This is a genomic window from Lacunimicrobium album (assembly GCF_052161635.1).
Classification (GTDB): domain Bacteria; phylum Planctomycetota; class Planctomycetia; order Planctomycetales; family Planctomycetaceae; genus SXPC01.
On record NZ_CP197413.1, the window covers coordinates 4,948,002 to 4,971,375 of the forward strand.

The 23,374-nt window shown below is 55.6% G+C and carries 20 protein-coding genes; 12 read left to right on the forward strand and 8 right to left on the reverse strand.

The genetic code is table 11. The features are described 5' to 3' along the window. Positions 1 to 110: 110 nt before the first annotated feature. Positions 111 to 755 (reverse strand): hypothetical protein, encoded by a 645-nt coding sequence (locus SH248x_RS19840; RefSeq protein ID WP_459556061.1) that lies wholly within the window; start codon positions 753 to 755, stop codon positions 111 to 113. A 211-nt stretch (positions 756 to 966) separates the two neighbouring features. Here SH248x_RS19840 and SH248x_RS19845 point away from each other — a divergent pair, with 211 nt between their 5' ends. Then, positions 967 to 1,689 carry a hypothetical protein gene (locus SH248x_RS19845; protein WP_459556062.1) on the forward strand — a complete coding sequence of 241 codons (723 nt, stop codon included), beginning with the start codon at positions 967 to 969 and terminating at the stop codon, positions 1,687 to 1,689. A gap of 55 nt (positions 1,690 to 1,744) precedes the next feature. Next, positions 1,745 to 2,143 carry a hypothetical protein gene (locus tag SH248x_RS19850; RefSeq protein WP_459556063.1) on the forward strand — a complete coding sequence of 133 codons (399 nt, stop codon included), beginning with the start codon at positions 1,745 to 1,747 and terminating at the stop codon, positions 2,141 to 2,143. 13 nt (positions 2,144 to 2,156) lie between these two features. Here the strand turns inward: SH248x_RS19850 and SH248x_RS19855 are convergent, their stop codons facing one another. From SH248x_RS19855 to SH248x_RS19870, 4 genes are all read right to left on the reverse strand, one after another. After that, positions 2,157 to 4,991: a VWA domain-containing protein gene (locus SH248x_RS19855; protein ID WP_459556064.1), complete on the reverse strand. Its 2,835-nt coding sequence runs from the start codon at positions 4,989 to 4,991 to the stop codon at positions 2,157 to 2,159. 438 nt (positions 4,992 to 5,429) lie between these two features. Next, positions 5,430 to 5,690 (reverse strand): hypothetical protein, encoded by a 261-nt coding sequence (locus SH248x_RS19860; RefSeq protein WP_459556065.1) that lies wholly within the window; start codon positions 5,688 to 5,690, stop codon positions 5,430 to 5,432. 3 nt (positions 5,691 to 5,693) lie between these two features. Further along, positions 5,694 to 7,040, reverse strand: coding sequence for a DUF420 domain-containing protein (locus tag SH248x_RS19865; RefSeq protein ID WP_459556066.1), 1,347 nt, complete (start codon positions 7,038 to 7,040; stop codon positions 5,694 to 5,696). Positions 7,041 to 7,186: 146 nt separating this feature from the next. After that, positions 7,187 to 7,768: a DUF2179 domain-containing protein gene (locus tag SH248x_RS19870; RefSeq protein ID WP_459556067.1), complete on the reverse strand. Its 582-nt coding sequence runs from the start codon at positions 7,766 to 7,768 to the stop codon at positions 7,187 to 7,189. A 258-nt stretch (positions 7,769 to 8,026) separates the two neighbouring features. Here SH248x_RS19870 and flgN point away from each other — a divergent pair, with 258 nt between their 5' ends. From flgN to SH248x_RS19885, 3 genes are all read left to right on the forward strand, one after another. After that, positions 8,027 to 8,536 carry a flagellar export chaperone FlgN gene (gene flgN, locus SH248x_RS19875; RefSeq protein WP_459556068.1) on the forward strand — a complete coding sequence of 170 codons (510 nt, stop codon included), beginning with the start codon at positions 8,027 to 8,029 and terminating at the stop codon, positions 8,534 to 8,536. A gap of 158 nt (positions 8,537 to 8,694) precedes the next feature. Further along, complete coding sequence (gene flgK / locus SH248x_RS19880) at positions 8,695 to 10,392, forward strand: flagellar hook-associated protein FlgK (RefSeq protein WP_459556069.1); 1,698 nt, start codon at positions 8,695 to 8,697, stop codon at positions 10,390 to 10,392. A 172-nt stretch (positions 10,393 to 10,564) separates the two neighbouring features. Further along, a complete protein-coding gene (locus SH248x_RS19885) occupies positions 10,565 to 12,478 on the forward strand; it encodes a flagellin N-terminal helical domain-containing protein (protein WP_459556070.1) in 1,914 nt (637 codons plus the stop codon). Positions 12,479 to 12,717: 239 nt separating this feature from the next. Here SH248x_RS19885 and SH248x_RS19890 read toward each other — a convergent pair whose 3' ends face one another. The 3 genes from SH248x_RS19890 to gap form a co-directional block, all read right to left on the reverse strand. Beyond that, a complete protein-coding gene (locus SH248x_RS19890; RefSeq protein WP_459556071.1) occupies positions 12,718 to 13,293 on the reverse strand; it encodes a histidine phosphatase family protein in 576 nt (191 codons plus the stop codon). A gap of 112 nt (positions 13,294 to 13,405) precedes the next feature. Then, entirely contained in the window at positions 13,406 to 14,092 is a 687-nt protein-coding gene (gene rpe / locus SH248x_RS19895) for a ribulose-phosphate 3-epimerase (protein ID WP_459556072.1), read from the reverse strand. Positions 14,093 to 14,320: 228 nt separating this feature from the next. Further along, complete coding sequence (gap, locus tag SH248x_RS19900; RefSeq protein ID WP_459556073.1) at positions 14,321 to 15,340, reverse strand: type I glyceraldehyde-3-phosphate dehydrogenase; 1,020 nt, start codon at positions 15,338 to 15,340, stop codon at positions 14,321 to 14,323. A 252-nt stretch (positions 15,341 to 15,592) separates the two neighbouring features. Between gap and obgE the strand changes: the two genes are divergently transcribed. From obgE to SH248x_RS19935, 7 genes are all read left to right on the forward strand, one after another. Then, a complete protein-coding gene (gene obgE, locus SH248x_RS19905; RefSeq protein ID WP_459556074.1) occupies positions 15,593 to 16,609 on the forward strand; it encodes an Obg family GTPase in 1,017 nt (338 codons plus the stop codon). A gap of 43 nt (positions 16,610 to 16,652) precedes the next feature. Next, a complete protein-coding gene (locus SH248x_RS19910) occupies positions 16,653 to 17,372 on the forward strand; it encodes an alpha/beta fold hydrolase (protein WP_459556075.1) in 720 nt (239 codons plus the stop codon). Between the two features lie 303 nt (positions 17,373 to 17,675). Continuing rightward, entirely contained in the window at positions 17,676 to 18,185 is a 510-nt protein-coding gene (gene rplM, locus SH248x_RS19915) for a large ribosomal subunit protein uL13 (protein WP_459556076.1), read from the forward strand. Between the two features lie 131 nt (positions 18,186 to 18,316). Next, positions 18,317 to 18,850, forward strand: coding sequence for a 30S ribosomal protein S9 (gene rpsI / locus SH248x_RS19920; RefSeq protein ID WP_459556077.1), 534 nt, complete (start codon positions 18,317 to 18,319; stop codon positions 18,848 to 18,850). Between the two features lie 305 nt (positions 18,851 to 19,155). Then, positions 19,156 to 20,529, forward strand: a complete 1,374-nt coding sequence (gene mgtE, locus SH248x_RS19925; protein ID WP_459556078.1) for a magnesium transporter — start codon at positions 19,156 to 19,158, stop codon at positions 20,527 to 20,529. 417 nt (positions 20,530 to 20,946) lie between these two features. Further along, entirely contained in the window at positions 20,947 to 22,275 is a 1,329-nt protein-coding gene (locus tag SH248x_RS19930) for a CpaF family protein (protein WP_459556079.1), read from the forward strand. A 106-nt stretch (positions 22,276 to 22,381) separates the two neighbouring features. Then, positions 22,382 to 23,353 carry a type II secretion system F family protein gene (locus SH248x_RS19935; RefSeq protein ID WP_459556080.1) on the forward strand — a complete coding sequence of 324 codons (972 nt, stop codon included), beginning with the start codon at positions 22,382 to 22,384 and terminating at the stop codon, positions 23,351 to 23,353. Positions 23,354 to 23,374: the final 21 nt, after the last annotated feature.

The following is a 23,374-nucleotide window of genomic DNA, read 5'->3' on the forward strand; positions in this document are numbered from 1 at the left end:
TTGATCTCGGTCTTTGTCAAAGGATGGCCATAAGTCCGCAGGTCAGCTGCTGCAGCCGACAATTCTTCAGCCGGAATAATGCCCAGTTCAACAAAAATCGAGTGTACTTCTCACTTCTCCTCGCCAGCATTCAGCTTCGCTGGAGTCGTCATCTTCCACACCGGCTTCGGCACCGCCCGATTATTCTTATCGCCCGCCATCGTTGAGGGGCTCAGACCAGAATAATACAAAACAAACTCTTCTCCACTCGGCTCCTGATACTCAAACTTCAACTGCCAGATCGCATGTGTCTCAGCAGCAGGTACATCAGTTGTGAACTCAAACGACGGGTACCTCGCAACGCCCGTCCCTGGAATCGCAGCCAGATAATCCGGCACGAGTTCATCGAGCGATCCCGGCGAATGACCAGTCTTACTAACATATTGATCAATCGCCGCAATCAGTGGCTCCGCAGGACGTTTAACCATCATTCTCCTGGCTGCATTCCGGGCCTGGGTCATCGCAGGAGTCAAAGTCGCTAAAAGGTTGGCAAGGAAGCTGAGGAGAATAAACGCTTCCAAGATTTTTTGCCCGCGAAACGGAATGAAGAACAGCGCAGATAAACCAGCGATCATCACCGTCAGGCCAGCATAACGGCCCAAAGAAAGGCCCCCGGCTGCGACCGGTCCATACTCAAACTCAGGGTGATTGTAGTAGTAATCAGCAAGCACTTTATCCGCATTCCAGAGCGCAAGCTCGACTCCAATGCTGACCAAGATTGCAAGCCAGAGATAGACACGCCAGCTCCACCTTCGCTTCTTGCCAGTCTCACTCTCCGTAGTCACCATTTCCGCCATGCACCAACACCCCCCTGATTGATCTTACTGAAAATTGATGACTGTGACATTCCCCTTTTGAATGAACCGTACTCATCGGTTACCCTCAACGAGAATAAATTCTCAGCTCGAATGATCCTGGAGTATTCCCATGGAAGTCGACTACCCTCTGGATATCGAGCCCGCGACAGCCGAGTATGTCCTCACCGTGCTTCAATATTTTGATCAATGCAGCGTCACGTTCGGCGAGCCGCTTACCTTCGAGACCACAGTCGAGGAATGGGATTTCAGCTGGGAGCTTCGCCCACCCGTCGAACAAGGTCGAGCCATCAATAAGTACTGGAACATTCAAGTCCCCGATGAAGAATGGGCCAAGCTGCTCGACACAAGGCAGCCCTATACCCTGAGAGACGTCTGCAACAAGATTGCAGAAAGTGCTCAGCGTCCCGTCATTCGCCCCTGCCACATTGCCGGTGTCAGCTGCCGCCCCGCAGGCGCATTTCTCACGATCCGCAGTCTCCTTGCCTCCGCTGGTGCTGATGTCTCGCAGGTCACTCCGTCGAGCAGTTTGAAGGAGATGACGGGTCTTGTTTATCCCAAACTGGACGACATCATCAAACTGTCACCGACAAAGATTCCGCGGATAAAGTTTTCGCGGCCACTTTTTGACATGGTGACAATCATCGCCGTCATTAGTTGGATCGCCATTGTCCCATTGTACTTTTGGGGCCCGACATTTCTTTTCGTCAGCAACCTGCTGACGACTGCTGTTCTCTACGGAGTCAATCAGTGGATCGCCAAACTCCCGCCACGTCGGATTGATCTCGGGGATCTCAAGACCTTTCGCGATCTGTCGGTGCTGATAGCGAAATAGTTCAGTCGCTTGATTATTGATTGAAACTGTGTCAGCAGTGAGTTCAAATAGATCTATGAGCACCACGTCTGAAAACTCCTGGTCGTCTGACAAGCCTCCCAAGCAGTTGAATATTCGTCTGCCATCATTGTCGAGGACGATTGGGCTTTTGATCTTCGCCCTAGCTGAGTGGGCAAAAACGTCTTACGCCCGACGATTGATGATGGGCCTGTCAACTGTCGGGTTCTTGTTCGGCATGCTCATCGCCGTTTTCGGATCAGGCGGCTGGATCGACAACTGGAATGATGGGACGCATGTGACTCGTGGCAGCTGGTTGACGGTCATCGCGAATAGTTTGGGGTTCAGTATCCGGTATCGCGCCGGAGTGTACGGCTACTTCTTCGCGGTTTTCTGCTCGATCGTTTTTGTCATCTTCTGGGCGAAGTTGCCGGAAGCGACTGACTCAACTCGATAAAGCTGTATGCCCGTTAGCGACGATCCTGGGCTCGCTTCTTGGCTCGCGAGAACGCGTCGGCGACTTTTTGCTCGCCTGTGTCGGTGGGTTTGGTGGCGGTTGTTGCGATGGTCGGTTTGGGGGGTGGTGATGAGAGGGGAGACGACGATGTTTTTCCGGCACCGACTGGGGTAACGGATCGTTTCTTTGGGGCGGATTTCCTGGGGATGAGAAGTCCCAGCAGCCAGGTGGCTGTTTTGTCGCGGAAGCTGGTTTCTTCGATGACGGCGTGTGCTGACCAGAGTTGCAGGCGACGTCCGGCGATCTCGGTGACGAGCAGGCCGAGTCCTACCAGCAGGAAGTAGGGGATCAGCGTGTTTCGGGTGGGGGATCTGGGCGGGTCTTTGAAGACTTCGATGACGTCGGTTCTCTGGCGTCCGCCGGAGAGTTCGGCGATGCGCTGGAGTGTTTCCTGGCCGGAAGGGAGGCCGATTCTGGGGGCGAACTCGGGGGAGTAGGGGAGCGATAAGGCGGGGCCGCGTTGGAACTGGCCTGGGCCTGTCTTGATAATCGTGCGATACGTTCCGGTGCGGTTCAGTTTTGCTCGGGCTTCGAGGGCATCGGGGCCGATCCATTCCAGGGGAATCGATTGAGGTTCGATCCGCTCATCTCCTGGCGGGATCAATAACAGCTCTGGTGCGAGTGCACTGCCTGCGGGGCGATTGGGATCGAGTTCTAATGTCGCGAGCGCGTCCTGACCGTCTTGCTGCAACGTCAGGTAGACAGACTTCGGATTATCGCCGCCGAGCAGCCAGCGGGTATTTGTCACCAGGAATGGTTCGTATTGATCCCACTTGCCGAAGTTCCCGGAGAATTTTCCGTCGACTTCGAAGGTGAGGGCTGCGACTCGACCGAGGCCGCGGTACCAGTAGGCGGCCCAGGGGGCGTTGTATTCGTCCTGGGAGATGATGCCCATGGTTGCTTCGGGCTTGATGTAAGAGAGATTGTAACCTCCTGCTGTGGGGAAGCCGGTCAGGTTCAACTCACCGATCATGCGGAGATCATTCAGTGGAGAGGCGGGGATGCCATCGGGCTGCGTTTCGGGGTCTGCTTCGATGAAGTTGCTTCGGGCGACCGACATGGCATCTTCGGTGAACAGGCGGGGGAGTTCTTCGGCGTCTTCTGTGAAGAGGATGTTTCCGCGGCCGAGCTTGGCGATGTCTTTGAGAAGTTCGGAATCGACATCTGTCGGTTTGCCGAGCCCGATCACGCTGACGGTGATGTCGGCTGCTTCGAACTTCTTGAGTAATGCCTGGTAGTTGCCTGGTTCTTCGCTGTCCTGGGCGTCGGAAAACAGAATGATGTGTTTGGTGGACTGATCGGCTTTCATCAGTTCCGTGCCAGCGGCCATCAGTGCTTCGTAGACGTAGATGCCGCCGCCTTCGCTTTGGATGCCCATGGCTTTCTGTGCCAGCGGGACGGGATCATCGATATCGGTCATCGGAATGACGATGTGGGCTGACGAATCGACGGCGATCAGGGAGACGCTATCGCCGGGGGAAAGGAGGCGGATGCACTCGGCGGCTCCGAGGTCTGCGAGATCCATTTTGACTTTGCCGCCCTTGACGGGGGCGGTCATACTGCCGGAGCGATCAAGGGCGATGGCGAATGCGACGCGTGTTTTTCGATGTTCTTCACGCAGTTCCATCGAGACTGGCAGTACGGGATCGAGCGGGCTTTTGAAATAGCCGCCCTGGCCGAAACTTCGTTGTCCGCCGGTCACCAGCAGTCCGCCACCGAGGTCTTCGACGAACTGAGCGATGCGCTCCATTTTCAATCGGCCAAGATCTCCAGCCGGGGCGTTTTCCAGGATGATTGTCCGATATAAATCCAGAGAATCCTGAGTCATCGGATGCTCGGTGGCTTTGGCGACATCGTAGGGGATGCGTGCAGAGTCCATTGCACGTCCCAGATTTCCGGCCTCGCCGTCATTGTTGAGGAGCAGGACGCGCGGGCCTGATTCGACACGCACGCTGCCGATGCCGGTGTTGTTTTCGAGAATCGGGTCATTGTCGACTTCGAGAGTCACCGAGTATTCAAAGAAGCCGGCTTGATCGATCAGGTCACGAAACAGGAGTCGGTTACGGCCGATGTTGAGGACTTTGTTGGTGGTCGCGATGACTGTTTCGCCGCGTTTGACGGTGACTTTCGAGGATGTCGGCTTGTCGGCATAGATCCAGGCGGAGAATTGAAATGGCTCTCTGGGAGTAACGGTGCGAGGGAGATCGATCGACTCGACGGCTGCGTCGCCTGTGTTGGAGGTTTCGAAGGCGCGATAGTCAATCGGGACGGAGAGCTCTCGGGCGCGGCGGGCGCTGCCTGTGGGTGATGCTCCACTGTACTGTCCGTCGCTGAAGAGCAGAATTCTGACGGGGCGGTTGGGGTTTTGTGTCGAGAGTGCTTTTTCGAGCGCGGCTTCGATGTCCGATCCATCGGGCGTGATCTCTTTGGTGAACTCGCTGAACTCGCCGGTATTTTGCGGGCCACGCTCGTACTGGGATTCCAGACCGAACGTGACGATTCCCAGGTTGTCATAGGTCCCGCGATTGCGATCGAGGTTTGTCAGCAGTTCGCGGATATTTGCATCGGCTCCTTCGGGCATGGAACGCGAGCGATCGACGACGGCGATGACGTCGATGCCGTAGCCTCCGAGGTTCATCTGAGGGCCACACAGGCAGATCAGCAGGACGGTCAAGAGGGCAATTCGCAGCCACTTCGTGACCCCGGAAGCCTGGCCATAGCGACGATAAAGCAAATATGCCGGGATCCCCAGCAACAAAAACTCAGGATAAGCCAGTTCAAACGTCAAGCAGTCAATCCTGATCTAGTTAGGCAATAAGGAGTTCACGGTCTGGTCCTCTTGTGCGCGAGTCCGGGAGGACGAACTGGTGAGTAAGATGTTTGTCACGGCTATATCAGCCGTTCAGAAACATTCAAACTAGACGTTCATTGCGCGATCACACGGCTGACACAGCCGTGGCACACTGGGAATGGCGTCGATGCGTTGGTGGAAGTTGCAACGCGGGACAGCGGCTCGGACGGAGCCTCGCCCTCCCGGTGGTGAGAGGCGATGCTTTTCAGGCACCCTCAGCTTCTTCTTACGTCCAACCTCTCAATTCTGTTTGCTCACTGACTCCTGACAAGAAGAACAACCACGGATGGACACAGATTGACACGGATCAATCAGAAGTTTTAGGAGACTTCATGGCGGACAATTCACAACTTTCCTATCGGTTTGAATCGGTGATTATCCGTGGTTCTCGTCCTGTTTTTTGATGGCGGCGGCTTCTGCTTTGGCCATCCGGTACAGGCCGTAGCCCAGGGTGGAAAAAATTCCTGCCGGGACCAGCAGCATGAAGGCGATGCTGGCGGCGTAGGCTGTTGGCTGGAGCGCGGCATTGGGGTCGATCTTCGCGGCATCTTCTGATGCGGACTTACACATCGGACATGCTGAGACGGGCGAGCAGAGTGCCGCTGTCAACAGGATTGCAAACAGGATGTTTTTCATCGATTAACCTGCTACTGCCGTGGGCCAGTGATAGAGCATGCCGTAAATCACGACGCCTGTGACGGACACATACAACCAGATGGGAAAGGTGATCTTCGCGATTTTTTTGTGCTTGTCCCATTGCCCTCGGAACGCTCGGTAGAACGTCATGAGGGCCAGAACGGGCACTGCCATCGCGAGCAGGACGTGTGTGAGAAGGATCACATAGTAGACTGGACGAATCCAGCCTGTGCCTGTGAACTTCTTGGACGCATCGCCCAGATAATATTGCATACCAAAGTGGTAGGTCAGATAACACCCCAAAAACAGGACCGACACCACAAATGCCGAGATCATCAGATTGCGGTGGGTATGTGTGTGTTTTGTTTTGATCGCGATGTAGCCTGCCATGAGCAGAATGGTGGCGAGGCTGTTGAGAATGGCATTTGTCACCGGGAGTCGAGCGATCCAATCCGGCAGAACTTTGGCGGGGGGCTCAGTGGCTGGTGACGCATTGGCTGTGGGCTCGGTCACGGTGACAGGAGCGGGATTTTCGCCGCTGTCCTGCCCGCGAATGATCACCTCGTCAGGACTAATGGGCAGGTTCGATGTCTTCTGCTCTTCTGCGGGCGGTTTGTCTTTCGGGACGACCTTGAAGAACTGATTCTGACGTGGTGTCTGGGTCTGTCCCAGGAGGACACGTCGGAGAATGGCGATCTCGGCTGGGTCTTCTCCCTTGTAGGATCCTGCGATTTTTCCCTCGGCGTCGATATGGATCAGGCGTGTCGAGTGGGCAAACTCGAAACCGAGGCGTGCGGAACTCGTCGGCTCTTCTTCGACGACCAGCTGAAATGTATTGCGAATCAGGTCGTAAATGGCTGACTTTTCGCCGGTCAAAAACAGCCAGCGATCGGATTTGGCGGCAAACATTTCTGCATATTGCGTTAAGCGCTCGGGCGTGTCCCGGGCGGGGTCGACGGTGAACGAGACGAACTTCACGTCGGCGTCTTTGGTCGCGGCGTTCAGTTCCATGACGGTCTTCGTCAGGTTCGTGCAAGGCCCGGCGCAGTTCGTGAAAATGAAACTGGCGACCCAGGGCTTGCCGAGAAGGTCTTCGCGCTTGATCGGCTGGCCTTCCTGGGAGACCAGCTGGAATTCGGGGACGACGATGGGCTCGAGGGTGACGTCATCGACTGGCTGACTGGCCAGCGGGACGACATCGTACTCGTTTTCCTGAGCCGGCTGCTCGTTGTTGTCTGGCTGCTTGCGAGGGCCGAAGAAAAGCACGGCGAACACAATCACCCACAAAACCGAGCCAAACACCCAACCAAAAGGAAACCGCCGAGGCGTTTGCGGAGCAGATTCAGACATGGAGACCCTAACTGAATGAAAACCAAAGATTCCCGTTTATTATAGGAATCGCGGTCCAAAAGTCTCCCCCGTCAACGACCTGCGACGTTTTCGCCCTGATTTACGGGGATCATGCGATGGACGAGCCGCTGTGCGTTCCATGCGGTCTATTTGTATTTGTATCGGAAGATGTTGCGCCAGTTGGTGGTGATGGGGAGGCGGTCGGAGCTGCGGGTGCTCCATTGGCGGAGGGGTTCGATGGTGTAAAAGAGGTTGGCGTCGATCTGCTGGGCTGCGCGGGTGATTTCGTTGACTTTGCGGCGTGGGGCGATCATGTAGACTTCGGTGACGACACCGGTGTCGTTGTGGCCGGAGAACATGGTGATCTGCTCGGCGCCGACGTTCGCGAGGGCGTGGTGCATGTCCTTGCCGTAGTTGGTTGTGAGAATGCGGATGACGACCATGCCGAGGGCCATGCGTTTTTCGATGGCGATGCCGACGGCGTTTCCGGTCGCAAATCCGCCTGCGTAGGCGACGATGATCAGGGGGTGTTCGGCGATGCGTGGCAGGATTTGGGAAACGCCGAAGACCCAGAGAAAGACTTCGATGAATCCCAGGCAGACGGAGAGTGGGATGCGTCCGTTGACGACGGCGATCATGCGGAGAGTCCCGATGGAGACGTCACAGATTCGCAGGAAGAAAATCAGAATGCCGAGCTGAAGGGGGGAAAGCGTTAAGAGAAAGGACATGGGACGGGTAAATTCCTCATTGAAAAGCGATCGCGGACCTCCATGGTTCGCTGTCTTTTGCGATCGTTAAACTTTGCGCAGCTTACTAAGTCTATGTAACCGGTACAACGGGAATGATTCCTACATTCGCTACGACCGTTGCCACAGTTCAGGTCAATTTTGCGGAGATCATGGCCGAAGTAAACGATAGCTGGTGGTCTCGAAGGACGTATCAGCCAATCGACATTCGAAACGTTTGCCCATGGAAGGGCTCTCGCCATGCAAGACGCGATTCAACAGCTTCACGCCGAATTTGTGCGACAGATCGATCTGTGGCAGGCTGAGACGCTCACGATCCAAAAAGAGCTACTGGCGCTGTATGTCCGCAAGAAGGCGGATTTGACAGCCGCCCAGTTTGAGACGATGTCGGGTGTCATCAGTCAGGAGCAGGGGCTTTTAACACGGTATGCCCAGCAGCATCAGCAGCGCGAGAAGATCTTGGAACTGCTGCGACGACTCGATCCACAAACCGCCTCGCTGACGAGCTGGTTGAAGGCCTGTCCGATGGTGGAGGCGAGTGATGTACTGGCCCGCGTGCAGCAGGTGCATGCTTACAATCTGCAGCTGCGGGAGAACTGCTGGTCGATGTGGATCCTCGCCAATCGAAGCCAGCAGGTGTATGGCGAGATGGTCGAGCTGATCACGTTTGCGGGAAAGAAAGCACCGACGTACGACCAGGATTTTTCGTCACGCCACTCGGCGAGTTCGTTTCTGGATGCGAGTGCGTGAGGGGGAGGCGCTAGGCGTTAGGCGCTGGGCGTTAGGAAGAGACATACAAATGAGTGTTTTTCCTAATCAACAGTGAGACGGCTGGTGCAGGAAATCATACAGAAATCGTTATTACTCTTTTTTCTTCCCTAGCGCCTAACGCCTAAGACCTAGCGCCTATGTCACTCACCTCTGCACTCACGATGGCTGGTCGCTCTCTCGAGATATTCTCGACGGGGGTGCAGGTTGCTGGTCAGAATATTTCGAATTCGAACACGCCGGGGTATGTGCGTGAGTCGATGATTCTGCGGTCGGATCGGTCGTACCTGAAGGGGGGGCTGCTCCTGGGGACCGGCGCCTCGGTCACAGGGGTCCAACAGCAGCTCGACTTTTATCTTGAGACGAAGATCCATACGTCGAAGTCGGATCTGGCGACTTCTTCCGGGAAGGTCGATGCTTACAACCAGCTGGAGACGATCCTTTCAGAACTGGGGACGGGGGATCTTTCGACGGGGCTCAATCAGCTTTCTAATGCACTGCAGGAACTGGTGAACCAGCCGGAGTCGAGTTCGTTGCGCAGTCTGGTGATTTCGGCGGGGGATGCGCTGGCCAAGCAGATTCAGTCAGTGCGAACGGGGGTTGATCGGGCTCGTACGAATACGACCGAGCAGGTTGATGCGCTGGTTCAGGAAGCGAATGGGCTGATTGACCAGGTCGCGCAGTACAACAAGGACATCGTGAAACTGGAAGCAGCGGGGCTGCTCAAGAGTGATGCGGGGGGGCTGCGTTCGCTGCGACTGGAGGCGGTCAATCGACTGGCTGAGATCATGCCGATACAGGCAGTTGAGCGTGAGAATGGGATGATCGATCTTTATACGGATACCAACGTGCTGGTGCAGGGGAGCACGACGCAGCATTTCGAGACGTATGTTTCGGAGGATCAGAATGTCGTCGTCAACAAACTCAGGATCATTGAGTCGGGAGCGGAGCTGGACCCGACGGGTGGTGAGATCAAGGGGATCATCGAAGGTCGTGATCAAGTCCTCGGCGGGTTTACGAAGGATCTCGACCAGTTCACGGCCGGGTTGATTCATACGCTCAATACGCTGCATTCTCAGGGAGAAGGACTTGTCGGGCATCAGAACGTCACGGGTACTTATGGAGCCAGCAGCACGACGTCGACGCTGAATCAATCGGGGCTGCCGTTTCCGGTGAAGCATGGTCAGTTCGAGATCAAGCTGGTCAACAAGGAAACCGGACAGGAAGAGACGACCGTGATCAATATCGATGCGGACGGTCTGGGCGGGAACGACACGACGCTCGCCGGTTTACAGACGACGCTCGATGGACTTGGCAACTTGACGGCGACGTTGACGACGGACGGGAAGTTGCAGCTGCAGGCTGCGGATGGTTATGAGATTCGCTTCTCGAATGACAGCAGTGGTGCACTGGCTTCTCTGGGGATCAACACATTTTTCCAGGGGACGAACTCGACGAACATCTCCGTCAATCAGCAGATCGTCGACAATCCTTCCCTGCTCGCGACGGGCAAAGGGGGAGGCGATGGCGATAACACGAACATCATCCAGCTGGCGAAGTTTCTGGAGACGCCTTCTGACGTCCTTGGCGAGATCGATGTCGATCAGTTTTACAACAACCTGGTAGCCGGGGTGGCGACGAATTCATCGACGGAGAAGGCATTGAAGGATGGTTACACGACGTTCCTGTCGTCGTTGCAGAGTCAGCGTGATCAGATCTCGGGCGTGAGTATCGACGAGGAAACGATCAAGATTTTGCAGTACCAGCAGTCGTATCAGGCGGCGGCGAGAATCATCTCGACGGTCGATCAGTTGTATCAGGTTTTGTTGAATATCTGAGGAAGAGGGAAATTAGAAATTGGAAATTAGGAATTGGCCGGAAACTTCACGAAGTTGTTTCTTCATTCACTACTTTCCATTTTCCAATTTCCAATTTCGATCCGTGTCACTCTGTGGTTCATTTTCTCGTTCGCCTTGGTAACCAGTTTCCCTCTTTCCAGCAAGTGTCGTTATGAGTATTGGACCATTACTGCCGGGGCGGATTCCTTCTTCGCTGAAGTTGTCTCGTTCGCAGTCGCAGTTGACGCAGCAGAACTACACGCTGCAGAAGCTGAGCGAGCAGATCACGACGGGGAATAAGTTTCAACTGCCGTCGGAATCGCCCGCGGAAGCGATCAAGACCATCATTCTGCAAAAGTCGCTGGAGAAGAATTCGCAGCTGCAGGCGAATATCCAGGCCAGTGACGGGTTTTTGAGTGCGACGGAGAATGCGCTCAACAGTCTGGGTGATGTTTTCAATCGTGCCAAATCATTGCTGCTGGCGGGGACGGGGGACAATGCGACGACAGCAGAGAAGCAGGAGATGGCTGAGGAGGTCAGCTCTCTGATCAAGCAGGCGTTGAACTTCGCGAACACCGAATACAACGACCGGTATCTGTTTGCAGGGAGTAACAACAAGACGGTTCCGTTTACTGATGCCAATGGAACGATCAACTACAACGGGAACGGGTTTCAGATTGAGTCGTATGTTGGTCTCGATCAACTGCTCGGGAACAGCATCGATGCGACGCGGGCGTTCGATCCGTTTGCGACGGTCAGCTCGGGGGATCTGAACCCGACGCTGTCGATGAGTACGAAGATTGATCAGCTACTCGGCGGCAAGGGTGTCAGCCTGGGAACGATCAGTGTTACGGTCGATACGGGGGGCGGGCCTCAGACGGAGCAGATTGATTTATCAGGCGCGAAGACGCTGGGGGATTTGAAGACTCGGATCGAGGCGCCATTTGGTGGTGATCTGACTTTGGATATCGATCCTGCGACGGGCAGTGGATTAAGACTGACGCCGACGGCGGGCACGGTTGCGGTCGCTGACCAGACCGGGAAGTCGATCGCGCGGGACCTTGGGATTGCTTCGGCTGCAGCAGCGGTGATCAATGGGGGGAATGTGAATCCGACGGTGTCATTGCAGACGCCTTTGTCGGCGTTCAATGGTGGGACGTTCCCGACGGTTGCAGCGGGGACGGGGATTCAGCTGACGCTCAACGATACGACGGTCAATGTGGACCTGTCGGGGGTGACGACGGTCGAAGGGTTGTTCAACGCGGTGCGTGCGACGGGGCTGGATCTGAATGTCGGGCTGTCTGCGGATGGTTCGGGGATCGAGATCTCCAGCAAGCTCAGCGGGGCCAACTTCTCGATTGGAGAGTATGGCGGGACGGCTGCGACCGATCTGGGGCTGCGAACGCTCGATGCGAATACGAAGCTGGCGGATCTCAACCTGGGGTATGGGGCTCACGTTGATTCCGGGTTCACGCTGGACATTACGCGTCGTGATGGGACGACGACGAATCTCGACCTCTCGACCGCGACGACGATGCAGGACGTCCTGACGGCGATCAATGCGATCGACCCCGGGAACCTGGTGGCGAGCTTTGTGCCGAACGGGAATGGGATTCAGCTGGTCGATAACTCGGGAACGGGGCCGTTGACGATTGGGGAGAACATTGTCTCGAAAGCGCTGGGTCTGAATGGGAGCGAAACGGGGACGGATCCGCTGGTGCCTCTGACGGGGAAAGACGTCAACCCTCAGCGACCCGATGGGATGTTCGACATGCTGTATCGTCTGCGGGATGCGCTGGAGAGTGGCGATGATGTGGCGCTGGGGCAGATTGACAAACAACTGACGCGTCAGCTGTCGACGTTTACGATTCTGCGCGGGGATGTCGGGGCGCGTTTGAAGTCATTGGATGATATGCAGAGTCAGCTCGCTGATCAGGAGCTCAACATGCAGGAGTCGTTGTCGCAGGTGTTCGAGATCGATATCACGCAGGCGTTTACCGATTTCAGCTACGCTCAGTTTGTGCTGCAGGCGACCCAGCAGATCACGGCGAACTCGTTGCAGCAGACATTGTTGTCGTATTTGTAGAGACGTAAGAGTTTGGATTCATCGTGCCATGCTTGCAGCTTTGGGCAAGCATGTTCTGAACGGTGAGAGTCCATAAAAGCAGCATGCTCACCCAAAGCTGTGAGCATGGCACGACTTTTTATTGCAGGCGCTGTTTCAACCTGGAGGCAATAAGGAATGGCGCTGTGGCGTACTCTGGGTGGCGGTTTTTGTTGGGAGCACAGGGGACAGGGAGTTGACACTCCCCGCTCGCCTTGGGATCAGGCTAAGGCGTCCTGGTTGAGGGGGATGATTTCGATGCTGTGTTGCTGGTTGCATTCGTTGGTCAGCGGCAGTGGGGTGTCGTCGTTGAGGATGATGCGTTTGATAAGCGAGGCGGTGGGCTCGCAGGCGACGATGGCCATGCAGGCTTTGGCTTTGAGGTGTTTTTTGAGGGTCTTTTCGAGGCGCTCGCGGGCTTTGCTCAAGGATTCGCCTTGAGGAGGGCAGACGGATTCCGGCTGGTCTTCCCAGGCGTGCACGGTGGACGGGTATTTTTGTTCGAGTTCTTCGATGCCCATCCCTTCCCAGAGACCCTGATTGAGATTCACGAGGCCGTCGCAGATTTTGACAGGGACGCCGAGGGCTTCGCCGATCATTTCTGCGGTGGATCTGGCTGGGTCGACGTCGCAGGTGAGGATCATGTTGATTTCGGTCGCATCGAGTTTGGCGATGATGTGCTCGACGTCCTTGAGCCCCTCAGGGCAGAGAGGCAGTTCGAGCGAACCGTGGACACGACGCTGCAGGTCGAATTCAGTTCGGCCTGGGCGGACAAGGATGACCTGGCGACAGCCCATGAGGAGGGTCCGTAGAGAGTTGTGACGCGCGAGTATCAAGGCAGTTCAACGCAGAAACTAGGAACGATCTGATGGCTGAGGTCGACGTTCGTACCTCAGCGCGAACCGGATATTATACCGTGGCTGCTGTTCGAAGTTTAGTGATGGCGTCAAAGTAGTCGGGCTGGTCGAAGATGGAACTGCCGCAGACGAAATGGTTTGCGCCGGCCTGGGCAGTTGCCGCAATCGTTCCCATCGCTATCCCGCCGTCCACGGAGAGCAGTTGATCATCACGCAAACGCTCTTTAACCCACTTCAGCTTGGGGAGCGCTTCCGGGATGAATTTCTGCCCGCCAAAGCCGGGGTTAACGCTCATGATGAGAATCAGATCGCAGTGAGGCAGGAACGGTTCGAGCATCTCGACGGGAGTTGGCGGGTTGATGACCAGACCTGCAAGGGCTCCCGCTTCGCGGATTTTTTCGAGGAGGGGGATCGGCTTGGCGACGGCTTCGAGGTGGATCGAAATGCCGTCGCAGCCGGCTTTGATGAAGTCGTTCAGGTATTTCTCAGGGTCCGAAATCATCAGGTGGGCATCGAACGGGAGTTTGGTGTGCTCTCGCATGCGTTCAATAACCATGGCGCCGTAGGAAATGTTCGGCACAAAATGGCCGTCCATGACATCCATGTGAAGGACCGGGGCGCCGGCTGCTTCCAACTTGCGGATATCCTCGCCCAGATCGCCGAAGTCGCATTTGAGCATCGACGGAGCAATGAGAGGCTTGGCAGCGAGGAGTTGCTTGAGAGTCTGTTCGCGATTCATATGAGGCCGTCATTCGTAAATCGGAATTCGTAATTCGCCGGAATGAAACGGGATGCATCAACAAGTGGCAATGTCGTGATTGTTGCCGGGATGTGGTTGTAGAAGCTTTGTTCGGACATCTCAGAAGGGGATGGACAGTCAGCTTTTACATTCCCTGGCGTATATGGAAAGAACTCGTGAAGGGTTTGCCTTCACGAGTTCTGAATGTTGCGAATCGACGTTCATCGATTACAGCTTGGCGATTTTGGCGATCAGGTCAGCGGTTCGGTTGGAATAGCCGAACTCGTTGTCGTACCAGCTCAGGACTTTGACCATGTTGGTGCCCAGAGAGGTGGTCCAGCTGGCGTCGAAGATGCTGCTATGTGGGTTACCGATGATGTCCGAAGAGACGATCGGGTCGGTGACATATTCGAGAATGCCCTTGAGAGGACCAGCGGCTGCTTCTTTCATCGCTGCGTTGATTTCGTCAGGAGAAGCCTTCTTCTCGAGGGTACAGACCAGGTCAGTGACCGAGCCGGCTGCGACGGGAACGCGGAGAGAGATCCCGGTCAGTTTGCCTTTGAGGACTGGTAGAACTTCGCCGACGGCTTTGGCTGCACCGGTTGAGGTGGGGATGATGTTGAGAGCAGCGGCGCGGGCACGGCGTGGGTCGTCGTGGATCTGGTCGCTGACGCGCTGGTCGTTGGTGTAGGCGTGAACGGTGGTCATCAGACCTTCGACCAGGCCGAATTTCTCGTGCAGAACCTTGGCCATTGGAGCCAGGCAGTTCGTGGTGCAAGAGGCGTTGGAAACGTACTTGTGCTCAGGAGAGAGTTCTTGGTCGTTGACACCCATGACGCAGGTCAGGTCTGGTTGATCTTTGCAAGGAGCAGAGATGATGACCTTCTTGGCACCGGCTGCGACGTGGCTGTCGTAACCTGCTTTGCCGCCACCGGATCGCTTGGTGAAGATCCCGGTTGATTCGAGGGCGACTTCAACGCCCATCGCACCCCAAGGCAGCTTGGCTGGATCGCGTTCAGCGACGACTTTGACGGGCTTGCCGTTGACGATGATGGTATCGCCATCGACTTCGACGGTGCCGTTGAAGCGGCCTTGGACGGAGTCGTACTTGAGCAGGTTGGCGAGGTCTTTAGGATCGCCGAGGTCGTTGATGGCAACGATTTCGAACTCAGAAGGGCGAGCAGCCATGGCGCGGAAGGAAATGCGACCGATACGACCAAAACCGTTGATACCAACACGAACAGCCATGAAACGAGCTCCTCACCTTTTGAAGACGAAACCAAAATTAGCGCGATTGAATATCGTCGTTTTTAGACAATCCACAAATCGTAGCAAGATGTCAGTGGGAGGCAACTGTGCGAGGACTTCGCACTAGTGGTTGCTTATGTGTCATGTAGTCTCGTCTTCTGCAGGGCAAAAAATCCAGCCGCTATCCAATGTCCATGATTCACGATATTATAGAGGTTTGTCTATTCTTGTTTGGTGATTGAAGGCGTCGCGATGTTTGTTGATCGGGTCAGTATTACGGTGAAGGGTGGCAAGGGGGGCAACGGGTGTGTTGCGTTCCGTCGGGAGAAGTATGTCCCGAAAGGGGGCCCGAGTGGTGGGGATGGTGGGGATGGTGGGAGTGTGATCCTGCGTGCCAACAGCCAGATGGGAACGCTGGGCAACCTGACGATGAAGCAGGTCTGGACGGCGCCGGATGGGAATCACGGTCTGGGGGCTCGCTGCTCGGGGCTGAAGGGTGAAGACACGCTGATCGAAGTGCCCGCCGGGACGATTGTTCGCGATAGCAAGCGTGGCAACGTGCTGAAAGACCTGTCCGAAGAGGGGATGACGGTTGTCATTGCAGCGGGCGGGAAAGGTGGTCGTGGGAATCAACACTTTGCGACCGCTCACAATCACGTCCCTCGTTATGCCGAGCCGGGGGAAGAAGGGGAGACGCGCGAAGTTTCTCTGGAATTGAAGCTGATCGCGGATGTCGGGATTATCGGGAAGCCGAACGCGGGGAAGTCGACGCTGTTGAGTGTCGTTTCGCGGGCGACGCCGGAGATTGCGAGTTATCCCTTCACGACGAAGTTCCCGAATCTGGGGCTGGTGCAAGTCGATATGGACCATGCGTTTGTGTTTGCAGATATTCCCGGGCTGATCGAAGGGGCCCATGCGGGGATTGGTCTGGGGCATGAGTTCCTGCGACACGTTGAGCGGACGCGGTTGCTCGTTCATCTCATTGAACCTGCTCCGATGGATCAGACGGATCCGGTTCAGAATTACCACCAGATTCGCGAAGAGCTGAAGCTGTACAGCGAAGAACTGGCTCAGCGTCCTGAGATTATCTGCGTCTCGAAAAGCGAGCTGCCGGAAGCGGCGGATATTGCTGAGGAGCTGCGCGAGTCGACGGGGAAGGAAGTTTTCGTGTTTTCTTCGGCAACGTCGGACAATGTTCGGGCGCTGGTCGAGAAGATCTCGAAGAAGCTGCAGGCGATGAACGAAGAGGCGATGTATCCGTCGGCGTGAGAGGCCGGATTTAACGTGAAGGCGCCTTGCTGCGAAGGGTTCTATGGCTGAGTCAGGGGCAGTTGCTGATGGTCAGTCGATTTCTCGCGTGATCTTTCTGCCTGGGATGGCGGCTCGCCCGGCGATGTGGGCGAGTGTGGCGAAGAGGGTAGAGGCTGAACCTTTTCAAGTAGAGATTTGGGAGTGGATCACGCCGGTTGGGAATGAAACGATTGAGCAATACGCGGCTCGATGGATAGAGCGGCATCGTGGGGAGGCAGGCGGGAGAACGATTGTCGTCGGGGCGTCGTTTGGGGGGATTGTTGGGCAGCAGGTGGCGAAGCTTCTCGATGCGGATGCGCTGGTGCTGGTCGGGAGCGTGAAGACGCGTAGTGAGCTTCCGGTCTGGATGCGGATGCTGTCGCCGATGCGGTGGCTGGCAGGCCTGGTGCCGTGGCGGGTGGTTCAATTGGGTGTTGATCAGACGAGAGGAATCTGGCGTCCATTTGTCGGGAAGGATCTGGGGCTGGTGATGGAAGAGTTCGTCGTAGCTGACGCAAAGCTGATCGGGTGGTCGATCAAGCGGATGCTGGCGTGGAAGGGGGAGGGTGATTTGCTGTGTCCGGTGACGACAATTCATGGGACGAAGGATCGCTTGCTGCCCATGGATATGAATCAGGTTGATGTTGTCATCCCTGATGGAGGGCATGTGTTGTCGGTGTCTCATGCAGAGGAGATCGCTGATGTGCTTGAGCGTCTCGTGTTACTCGTCAGAGATTTCTGATTCTAAAGTCGGTCCGGCCAAGTCTTCTCCTTATGATTTCTCTGCGATCTCTGCTCCCTTCCGCGGGCTCTGCGTTCCAGTCTCCTCTCTCTGAGACCCAAGTTTGGCAAAAATCGGCCTCTGGCTGCGTTGAAAAAGTCACGACGAACGCTATATTGGGAATCTTTCTCCGCGCCCTGAGGGTGTCGGAACATGATTTGTATGACTGACCCCGCATACGGGGTCTTGTTTTTTTGACTCGCCGGGCACTTGTTTTCACAAGTCAGCACGAGGCGGGTCGATCTAGCGGATAACGGTAAAGCCATGGCAGAAGCCACTTTGCAGAAATCATTTCTTCTCAAAAAAGAAGTTCACCAGCCTGAGTGGTTTGTTGTCGATGGCGATAATCAGATCGTCGGTCGACTGGCATCCGCGATTGCGATGGTCCTGATGGGCAAGCACAAGCCGACCTACACTCCTCACGTTGCCTGCGGCGATGTCGTCGTTGTGACCAACTGTGAGCGGGTCCGCTTCTCTGGGACACCAGCCCGTCACGATCAGATTCCTTACTTCACATCGAAGACCGACAAGAAGACTTACAAGTACCACACGATGTACCCAGGCGGTCTTCGTAAAGTGGCTGCTGAGAAGTACTTGAAGGAACGCCCTGAAGTCATTCTTCAAGAAGCGGTGCGACGCATGCTGCCGAAGAACAAACTCGGCTCGATCATGCTCAAACGCCTCAAACTGGTTGTCGGCGGCGAACACGAATACCAGGCTCAACAGCCTCAGCCATTCCCAATGTCGCTGATCAAGACCGTCAAGACGAAATAATTTCGGCGTGCGTTCGCGATAATGATAAGACGTTCTGCCTCGCGGATTACGAGGCTAGGAACCAATCAAGTCTCACCGCGGGCATCAAAACATTTTTGTGACCTTCCAGACGATTTCGAGTACGTGACCGTATGATCGATCAAGAAAATCCAGACAACAACGATCCTGTTGCTGAATCCTCTGCTCCACAACTGACTCTGGGCGGCGGCGCTCCTGCAGAAGAGGCTGTTTCCAACGAACCGGCTCACTCGCCGTTCATTCGTGGTCGCATTGATCAGCACGGCGTTGCGACTGGAACTGGTCGTCGTAAGACAGCAGTGGCTCGCGTCCGTATGAAAACGGGCAGCGGCACGATCACCATTAACGGTCGCACTTTCGAAGAATATTTCGTCCTCGAACGCGATCAGAACATCATCAAGGCTCCTCTGGATAAGACCAGCAATCTTGGCAAGCTGGACGTTTCTGTCCGCGTCGAAGGTGGCGGAACGACTGGTCAAGCGGGTGCAGTGATGCTGGGAATCGCTCGTGCTCTCCAGGCTCTGAACAACTCCAACCACACCACTCTGGCTGAGCATGGTTACCTGACCCGCGACAGCCGCATGGTTGAACGTAAGAAATACGGCTTCAAGAAAGCCCGTAAGAGCTTCCAGTTCTCGAAACGCTGATGCTGGTCTGTGTTTGATCACAGCCCTTTGATTTCACAAATCCCGATCTTCTGGTCGGGATTTGTCGTATCTGGACTTCTCTCTGCTCGCTCCGATCATTGAGACGCTGGGCTCGTCTGAATTTAAGCCACAGAGTTCACAGAGGGCACCGAGGAGAAGAAATCCGGAAAACTCCTCTTCGGGACAGAACCTCATCGCTCAAACTTTCTCTTGTACTCTGTGGTCTCTGTGCCCTCTGTGGCTATTACTCTTCTAGAAATCCATGGACGCGATCTGAAACACGCACAACTGGAAGGGAGGTCTGCATGCTGGAAACGCTGTTACTTCCCGATCTGCGTGAGATGATCGAGTCGTCTGATGAACGCGGGCTGCACGAGTTCTGCGAAGCGTTCTATCCCGGGGTGACGGCGAACATTCTTTCGCACCTCACGCCTGAGGAAATCAGCAAGGTTCTCAACAAGTGTCACGTCTCCCGTAAGGCGGAGATCCTGCCGTTTCTGCCGATTGCGATGCAGGTGGATATCGTCGAGCACATGGATCGGAATGATCTGTCTCGACTCATCGAGGAGATGGCTGCGGATGACCGCGTCGACCTGCTCGAACAGATGGAGCCGGAGCACGTCGAGAATCTGCTTCCTCTAATTGCGCAGGCGGAGCGTCGGGATATTCGCAAGCTGCTCAGTTATCCTGACGAGTCGGCCGGCTCGATCATGACGACCGATTACGCGTCGCTGCCCAAGAACATTACGGTCAAAGAAGCGATCGCCAAACTGCGCTTGCAGGCGCCGAATCGCGAGACGATTTACTACATTTACATCATCGATGAGGAACGACACCTCCTCGGCTTCGTCTCGCTGCGAAACCTGATTCTGGCCAATCCCGATGCGCGTCTTGCAGACATCATGCAGCGCGACATGATCTCGGTCAAAGTCGATGACGACCAGGAAGATGTCGCGCACGTCATCAATCGTTACGACTTCATCGCAATCCCGGTCGTCGATCAAGACAACCGACTTGTCGGGATCGTGACGCACGATGATGCGGTCGACGTTCTGCACTATGAAGCGCAGGAAGACCAGGAACTGCTGGTCGGGGTCCAGCCTCTCGAAGAGAATTATCTATCGGAGCCGATTTTCACACTGGCGCGGAAGCGTGGCTTCTGGCTGATCGTGCTGCTGGTTGCTGCTGTTTTCACTGCGAAGGTATTTCAATACTTCCACGATACCGTCGAGCAGGGGGCCGCGATCACTTTGATCGACCGCATTCTCATGTTCCTGCCGCTGGTGCTTGCCTGTGGAGGGAATGCAGGCTCGCAATCCGCTGCTCTGGTGATCAGCTATCTTTCGACGCTTGATCGAGAGGTCAAGAAATTTACGGTGCGTGATTTCTGGAAGATCATGGGTCGGGAAGTTCTCGTCGGCGGCATGATCGGCATGACGCTGTCAACAATCGCGTTTGTCTTGAGCTACTGGTTGTTGGGTTTAGTCGCACCGCCGATTGTTGTCAGCGGGACGGTATTCATCGTGATCATGATTTCGACATCGGTCGGCGCGCTGTTGCCGATTATTTTTCACCACTACGACTTTGACCCTGCGCTGATGTCGACGCCGTTGATCGCGGCGATGATGGACATGATCGGGGTTGTTGTGCTGTTCAATATGGCCCGGCTGATGGGCTGACAGGGACGTGGGCTTTTGCCTGTCTGCTTTTATCGATACGACTGCGACAACCGGAAGGTCAGATGTGTAGGGTCCGCTGTGCGGACCGTCAATCGACGTCCAATCCTGACTGACGTGTGGAGTTTTCAGGAAGGGCTGCTTGGAGTTCTTTGGAATAACGCGAATTCACGGTCCGCACAGCGGACACTACGGGCTGTCAGATGTGCGATTCCTGACGATTGTATCGGGGTATTTTGTTGTTTTCTGGCAACAGTGTTCGGCCTGTCTGGGAAATGTGAGCTAGTTTTACCGTAACGACCGGCTTTGCGTACCGCGAGCCTGCGCATGGTCCGCACACCGAGACTCGGATTGTCTCGAGCCGGGCATGTGATCATCGAGTTTCCATTCAGCGACCGAATCGTTCCGGAGTTTCCCCCCATGCCTCCAGCCCCACAGTCTCAATCCCGCCAAGTCCGCACTGCTGCTTCGTCTCATGATGAGTTCGAAACGCTGAAACGACACATCCACGGCAAACTCGTCGACAAGCTCGACCTGACCCGCCTGGGGGATCTCGAAGGAGATATTCTTCGACGCGAGATTCGCCTAGTCATTGAGCACTTGTGCGATACCGAAAACCCGCTGCTCAACCGCAGCGAACGTGAACGACTGATCGAAGAAGTTCTCGATGAGACGTTCGGCTTCGGTCCGCTGGAAATCCTCATGAAAGAAGAGGGCGTCGCGGACATCATGATCAACGGGCCCAAGAACGTCTTCGTTGAAAAGAACGGACGTATCCAACGCTCACCAGTCACATTCCGCGATAACGATCACCTGCTGCAGATCCTCGATCGGATCGTCTCGAAAGTTGGTCGTCGCGTGGATGAAACCAACCCGATGGTCGATGCCCGACTGCCGGATGGTTCGCGTTTGAACGCGATCATCCCGCCGCTGGCTTTGGATGGACCGTCATTGACAATTCGTAAATTCGGATCGCGCCCGCTCGCCCTGGAAGACCTGCTGCGATTTGGTGCGTTCACGCCGGAGATGGTGATGTTCCTGGAAGGGGCGATGAAAGCCCGTCTCAACATGATCATCTCGGGTGGTACGGGTTCCGGTAAGACGACGCTGCTCAATACGCTGTCGAGCTTCATTCAACATGACCACCGAGTCGTGACGATCGAAGACGCGGCTGAACTTCAGCTGCAACAGGATCACGTCCTGCGTCTGGAAACTCGTCCTGCCAACATCGAGGGGAAAGGCCGGATCTCTGCGACGGATCTCGTCAAGAACAGCCTGCGGATGCGTCCTGACCGCGTCATCATCGGGGAATGTCGGGGAGCAGAAACGCTCGACATGCTTCAGGCGATGAACACCGGTCACGAAGGCTCGATGACGACCGTTCACGCCAACTCACCTCGCGATGCGGTCTCTCGTATTGAGACGATGATTTCGATGGGCGGTATTGAACTTCCGTTGAAAGCAGTCCGCCAGCAGTTCTGTGCAGCGGTCGACATCATCATTCAGGCGAACCGACTGCAGGGTGGACCTCGTAAGATCACACACATTACCGAAGTTCTCAATATGGAGCAGGACACGGTCATCATGCAGGACATTTTCCTGTTCGTGCAGGATGGCATCGACGAAGACGGCCGAGCCTACGGCCACTTCGAATCGACCGGCGTCCGTCCAGCGTGTATGGGACGACTCGAAGGGGCTGGCGTGAAACTGCCCAACAACCTCTTCGCCGCCCGCGTCCTCGGATACTAATCAAAATAACTTCCGTCAGAGCCGCGACCGAAAGGGAGCGAATCTGCTTTGATTTAGAAACACAAGACGACGTCAGGCTGCCCCTGACCAACTCTGGAAGACCGACATGGATCCGCTTCTCATTTCAATCGTTGCCTTCCTGGCTGTTGCTGCGACAGTTGGCGCAGTTGCATTCATGCTGCAGGATTTCGGGACTACCAAAGTCGAGGATCGACTTCAATCGATCACCGGCGGGAAGACTGTCGCGGGCGAGCAAAACGGCGGGGTCACCAAGCGTGAACTCGTCGAAGAGGGGATGTCCGGCATCACCAGTATGTTTGCCGGCTTTTCCAAACGCTTTGGCAATATGGCGCTCCTGATGGAGCAGTCGGATTCTCCAATCAGCTTTGAAACGTTCGTCGCGATTTCTATTGTCGCTGCGACCGTTGGTGTCGGTGTTGCGGCTGTTGCTCATGCACCAGTTCCGCTGTATCCGGTTGCTGCGTTACTGACGGGGGTACTGCCACTCTTCTGGCTGTTGTTCCGTCGTAAATCACGCTTCAAGAAATTTGCCAAGCAACTTCCCGATGCCCTTGAACTCGTGGCTCGAGCTCTGCGTTCCGGGCACTCACTGGCCTCCGGACTTCACGTCGTTGTCGAAGAAATGCCAGAGCCGATTTCCACCGAATTCCGCAAGGCCTACGAAGAGCAGAACCTGGGCGTGCCTCTCGATAAAGCATTGAAGAGTATCTTCAAACGTGTCCCGAACCTCGACTTCAAGTTCTTCGTGACCGCGGTCGCGATTCAACGACAGTCGGGGGGCGACCTTGCAGAAATTCTCGACAAGATCGGACACATCATCCGCGAACGCTTCCGCATCATGGGCCAGGTTCAAGCTCTGACCGGGGAAGGTCGTATTTCGGGGATCGTGCTGATGGCGCTGCCGATTGCACTGTTCTTTGCTGTCTACTACCTCAACCAGGAGTACGTCATGCTTCTATTCACCGAACCGTTGGGACGCAAGATGATTGCGGTCGCGGCTGTACTTCAAGTTTTAGGTGCCGTCACGATCAACAAGATCATCCAGATCAAGATCTGAGTACGCCTTCGAGTCTTCTTG